Here is a 5621-nt window from a genome sequence, read left to right on the forward strand (position 1 = left end):
ATTAAATCTGCCGATTGTGAACTGTTGTTAAAACTCATACAACATGCTGATGATAATAAAAATTTAGCTCAAAGAATTTTTGTTGGTCTTCCCTATCAAGAACAACAAGATGAAAATGAAACTCAAATAGTTAAAAGTGTTGCTCAAAGTATTTTTGAAAAATACAACTCATTTTCTTTTAGAGTTGTATGTTTAGCTACATCTTATCTTGCAGATACACAGATTACTCAATCTACACCACTTTACTTAGAAGAAGCGGAATTAGGTTTAACAATCAACAAACCCAAGTGTCTATAAGTTTTTGAATTTTTCTCAATTAAAGAGTACTTGTAAAACATAATTTCGGAGAACGCGATGTTAAAAATAATCTTTCTTGAACAAAGAAAGCTGACCGGGAGAAACATTCGATTGTCCCAGATAGTAGTAGCTGAGATGGCAAGCGGTACATAAAGGAATCAGATTGGAGCGTCGATTGTCCTCTGGCATCCGATTGGCATGGTGAACCACCAGCGTCCGTGCTGTGCGTTCGGATTTGGTTAGTCCTGAAGTGTCGTCTCCGGGTTTGAGGCACTGCCAGCCGCACTTGTGACAGCGCCACCCGGCCTCTTCTTTCACGGCCAAGGCGATTTCTTTCCAATTGTCGGGATAGCGCTGGCGGCGGGACATACTCTCGATTGATTCGATGGTGTCATAGTATTTTAACCCATTGGAACTCAATTGAGGACGGCGCGATCGCAGAGGTCATCAAGCTGTCGCCTTCGTTTCAATTCCTCTGCCAGTGCGGGAAATCGCTCCAGAGTCTGGTCTTTCTTGAGAACCCGTCGTGCGGCTCGGTATGCGGCATCTAAAAGAGCTTCATCCTCGCTTAAATCCGCCAAAGCAAACTTGGGAATGCCGGATTGTTGCGTTCCCAAAACCTTACCCGGACCGCGCAATTGCAAGTCAAATTCGGCCAACTCGAAACCATCTTGGCAGCGTTCCATCATTTCCAATCTGGCACGGGAGGAATCGGAGAGCGAATCGCTGGCAAGATAGCAGTAGGATTGCCATTGACTGCGACCCACTCGCCCTCGCAGTTGGTGCAATTGTGCCAAACCAAAGCGTTCGGCGTGTTCGATGAGGATGACGGTGGCCAAGGGGTTATCGACTCCTACCTCAACCACCGTCGTGCTGACCAGAATGGGGGTTTTGCCCGCTTGGAAATGAGCGATCGCTTGCTGTTTCTCATCAGCCTTCATCCGTCCGTGCAGCAATCCTACCGAGAATTCGGGGAAGATTTGGACGGACAGGCGATCGCGTTCGGCAATGGCGGCTTTGAGGTCGAGTTTGTCCGAGGCTTCCACCAAGGGCAGAATAATGTAAGCCTGTCTGCCTTGTTGCACCTCCTCTCGAATGCGCTGGTAGGCAATGTGGCGATCGCATTTGGGAGAATTGCTCAATAGTTGGGTGAGAATGGGTTTGCGTCCGAGGGGCAGTTCGTCGATGCGAGAGATGGCCAAATCCCCATAAGCGGTGAGAGCGAGGGTGCGCGGGATGGGGGTGGCCGTCATGGTCAGAACGTGAGGAAAATGTCCTTTCTGTTGCAATTGGTGACGGGCAACAACCCCAAAACGGTGACTTTCATCGCAAATGACCAATCCCAACTGCTTGAAGTTTACCCGTTTTTGAATCAGGGCGTGGGTGCCGACAAGTAAGGACAGTTGACCCGATGCGATTTTCCGGTAGATGGTTTGGCGGGGTTGGGTTGCGGTCGAACCCGTCAGCAGGGAGGTCGAAACCCCCAAAGGTGCAAACCATTTGGCAATTTTGCGATAGTGCTGTCGGGCGAGAATTTCCGTGGGAGCCATCAATGCCACTTGATAGCCGGCTTGAATGGCGGCGAGGGCAGCAAAACAAGCCACGCAGGTTTTCCCCGAACCCACGTCTCCCTGTACCAAGCGGTTCATGGGTTGGGGTTGGCTCATATCATTGAGGATTTCCCGAATGACACGCTGTTGGGCGGAGGTTAGGGAGAAGGGCAAACCCCCAGCAAAGCGATCGAGCAGCGTTCCGGTTTTGGCGAGAGGGATGCCCGGTTGTTGCTGGAAGGCGCGGCGGCGTTGGAGCATCCCCAAAGCAAGGTAGAAGAATTCATCGAAAGCGAGGCGATCGCGGGCGTGTTTTAGTCTTTCTTGGTTTTTGGGAAAGTGGATGTTGGCGATCGCTTCTTGCAGGTTTGCCAGTCCAAACCGCGCTCTCAATGGTGAAGGGAGAGGGTCTTCAAGATAGTCAATGCAGGAAAGAGCAGCACGGGTGCATCGTTGGATTGTTTCGTTGGTAATGCCTTTGGTGAGGGGGTAGATAGGGGTAAGGATGGAGCGAACGGTTTTGGCGGTGGCGAGGTCGGTAACTTCGATTTGAGGGTTGTGGATGCCGATGCCTCGCGAGTTGTAGCGATCGCTTTTCACTTGACCCGTAATGATAACAATTGCGTCGGGAGGGTAGGCTTGGTGCTGCTGTTCTCGCCATTGCTTGGATTTGTAGCGGGGATGGTTGTGGAAGCGAGTGCAGGTCACGCGCCCCGTTTTATCACGAATGCGCCAGATTTGCAAGGTCAGTCCGCCTTTCCGCGAGTCCATAAGATCGTGACTGACGATCTTGCCAACAAGGGTAACATTATCCCCGATGCGAATATCTTTAATGCGAGTTCGTTTGAAGAAGATGTGCTTTCTGGGGTAATAGTGAAGGAGATCAGCGATCGTCGTCAGATTGAGTTTTTTGAGTTGGCGGGCTTCGGTGTCGTTAATGCCTGCAAATCTTGACAGAGAGAGGTCGAGCATGATGAGTACGGTCAATCGGCTCGACTCCAGCAGCGATCGCTGCTATCTCTCTTGATGGCAATGTGTTGAAAAAACCTTTGATAAGATTGAATGGAAGGCGATCGCGGTTGTAAGTGCGTTGCAAGGCTTCGCATTTTCGCCGTGCTTCTTCGATACTATCCGCATAAACGGGTTCGTCCCAGTCATCAACATTTTCTGCTAGATCAGCACATCTTGAATTGTCTTGTTATAGATAATGCGACCTGGAGTGGTTTTGATATATTGAAAACTCTCGCCATTTGGTAATTCCCTAATTTTGCTCCACCGATAGTGATACACCTTACTACCGTCAGATTTTTCTTCTACCTCAATGACTTCATCATCTTCTTGGGTTTCAACTTCACCATTGTAACGCAGCCAGATATAAGTATGAATGTTTAACTGCCCTTGCTCAAAGGCTTGCAGGGCATCTTCCATTGAGGCAAAATACCGTCCTGCTCCATGTTCAGGAGTTTGCACTGCTGGATTTTCTGCTGTCAAATAATAGCAACCCAACACCATATCTTGACTGGGTGCAACAATGGGTTTCCCTGTTGCGGGGGATAATATATTGTGACAAGCCATCATTAATAACCGCGCTTCTGCCTGTGCTTCTAAAGAGAGCGGCACATGAACCGCCATTTGGTCGCCGTCAAAATCAGAGCTAAATGCTGGACAGACCAAGGGGTGCAACTGAATGGCTTGACCTTCCACTAAAATCGGTTCAAAGGCTTGAATCCCTAAACGGTGCAAGGTAGGAGCGCGATTGAGCAGGACTGGATGTCCGGTAATGACTTCTTCCAAAACTTCCCAAACCGGATATTCTCCGCGCTGAATCAATTTTTTCGCTGCTTTCATATTGTTTACCAAACCACTTTTAATCAAGCGATGAATTACAAAAGGTTGGAACAATTCGATCGCCATTTCCCTTGGTAAACCGCATTGATAAATTTTTAACTTTGGTCCCACGACGATGACAGATCGCCCGGAATAATCCACCCGTTTTCCCAGTAGGTTGTGTCGAAAACGTCCCTGTTTCCCTTCAATAATATCCGACAGGGATTTAAGAGGGCGATTGTCGGCTCCCAATACCATACGCCCCCGTCGTCCGTTATCGATCAAAGCATCGACAGCTTCTTGCAGCATTCGCTTTTCATTCCGCACGATGATTTCCGGGGCATGAATCTCTTGTAAACGAGCAAGACGATTATTGCGGTTAATCACCCGGCTATATAGGTCATTTAAATCAGACGTGGCAAAACGTCCCCCCTCCAACTGCACCACTGGACGCAAATCTGGGGGAATCACGGGAATTACCGTTAATACCATCCATTCGGGTCGCGATCCCGTAGCAATAAAATTCTCAATTACCCGCCAGCGCTTAATCAATTTGGCTCGCTTTTCTCCCTTCGATCCGGCAATTTCTTCCCGCAGTTTTTCCGCTTCTGATTCGAGGTTGATTTCTTCGAGTAAGCGCTGAATCGCTTCTGCACCAATACCCACTTCAATCCCCGTTAATTCCGCCTCTTCAGCATAGAGTTGCTCTTCTAACTCCAACCACTGATCTCCTATTAAGAGTTGGCGTGTGGATAAATAGCTGGCGTTACCGGGATCAAGAACAACATAGGCATTAAAGTAAACGATCTGCTCTACATCTCTTAAAGTCATATCCAAGAGAATGCTTAGATAACTCGGAAGTCCTTTGAGATACCAAACATGAGTTACAGGAGCAGCAAGTTTGATATAACCCATACGGTGACGGCGAACGTGAGACTCCGTTACCTCTACACCGCAGCGCTCGCAAACAATCCCCCGATGGCGCACTCGCTTGTATTTGCCGCAGTGGCATTCCCAATTTTTGGCAGGCCCAAAAATCCGCTCACAGAACAAGCCATCCATTTCTGGCTTGAGAGTCCGATAGTTAATGGTTTCGGGTTTGGTCACTTCTCCAACCACTTGACCATTAGGAAGAGTAAGTTCTCCCCATTGGCGAATGCGCTCTGGGGAAGCCAAATTGATTTTCACATAATAGAATAAGCCATATTTAGGGTAATGAATTAATTGTTGTCTTCTTCCATCAGATTGTGCAGACCTCCACTTTCCTGTTTGAGATTTAGAACTATTGTTATCTGTTTGAGATTTAGAACTACTCTGTTTATTTTGATCTGTATTTCCCTTGCTTTGGCTTCCATGAGAAGCGTTTTGATCGCCTTGATCTTGATTAGTCGTTTGAGTTCTTTCGTGTCTAGAAAATTGAGCGACAGGAGGAATACTTTTAGTTTTGATAGAAGTTTGATTAGGTACAATAATTTCAGGTTGTAAAATAGCGACTTCTTGTATCACTCTAACTTCAGCAGATGCACTTAATTTTGCATTTGCTTCATTCAATGCACAACGACTCAGAGTAGAAAAAATCCGTGCGGTTTGCTTTAAACAAAACTTACGGATCTGAGCTTCAAGGTTTGGATCGAAAGTTAAATTACCATCCGAACTATCATCATTAGAATATTCCTTTGCGCTTTCATTAGTTTCCTGAATGGACTCAAAAATTAAGTCACCTAAATCGCCAGCCAATATTTTCAACAAGATGGCCATAAATTTACAGAAACTATGAACTTGCCAAAAGAATATTCTGGGTTCTCGCGTCCATTTCGGAACAGTCCAAGAAGTTGCTGTTATGAGAACAATTTCTCGAATGCTCGAGTCAGCATAGAATGTTCCACTTTGTTCAATATATCCTTCTGTTGCCTCCCAAAAAACATCGCCTGCTTCAATAGTTTCTCC

General features: G+C 47.0%; 5 protein-coding genes. 1 reads left to right on the top strand and 4 read right to left on the bottom strand.

What is annotated here, in order from left to right; all coding sequences use genetic code 11:
- The coding region (locus VB714_RS06885) for a hypothetical protein (protein WP_323222455.1) at positions 1-297 on the top strand (297 nt) is incomplete at its 5' end.
- 60 nt (positions 298-357) lie between these two features.
- Here VB714_RS06885 and VB714_RS06890 read toward each other — a convergent pair.
- The 4 genes from VB714_RS06890 to VB714_RS06905 form a co-directional block, all read right to left on the bottom strand.
- Positions 358-666 carry an HNH endonuclease gene (locus VB714_RS06890; protein WP_323222457.1) on the bottom strand — a complete coding sequence of 103 codons (309 nt, stop codon included), beginning with the start codon at positions 664-666 and terminating at the stop codon, positions 358-360.
- A 47-nt stretch (positions 667-713) separates the two neighbouring features.
- Entirely contained in the window at positions 714-2834 is a 2121-nt protein-coding gene (gene recG, locus VB714_RS06895; protein ID WP_323222459.1) for an ATP-dependent DNA helicase RecG, read from the bottom strand.
- Entirely contained in the window at positions 2831-2953 is a 123-nt protein-coding gene (locus VB714_RS06900) for a hypothetical protein (RefSeq protein ID WP_323222461.1), read from the bottom strand. The genes recG and VB714_RS06900 overlap by 4 nt, the downstream gene beginning before the upstream one ends.
- 64 nt (positions 2954-3017) lie before the next feature.
- Positions 3018-4895 (bottom strand): DNA-directed RNA polymerase subunit gamma, encoded by a 1878-nt coding sequence (locus VB714_RS06905; RefSeq protein WP_416309626.1) that lies wholly within the window; start codon positions 4893-4895, stop codon positions 3018-3020.
- Positions 4896-5621 lie beyond the last annotated feature (726 nt).

This window comes from Spirulina sp. 06S082 (assembly GCF_034932145.1).
Lineage (GTDB): Bacteria > Cyanobacteriota > Cyanobacteriia > Cyanobacteriales > Spirulinaceae > CCY15215.

Bases quoted from the DNA above. Each gene is read 5' to 3' on its own strand.
- VB714_RS06890 (WP_323222457.1), bottom strand. From the start codon at position 666: ATGTCCCGCCGCCAGCGCTATCCCGACAATTGGAAAGAAATCGCCTTG.
- VB714_RS06900 (WP_323222461.1), bottom strand. From the start codon at position 2,953: ATGCGAAGCCTTGCAACGCACTTACAACCGCGATCGCCTTCCATTCAA.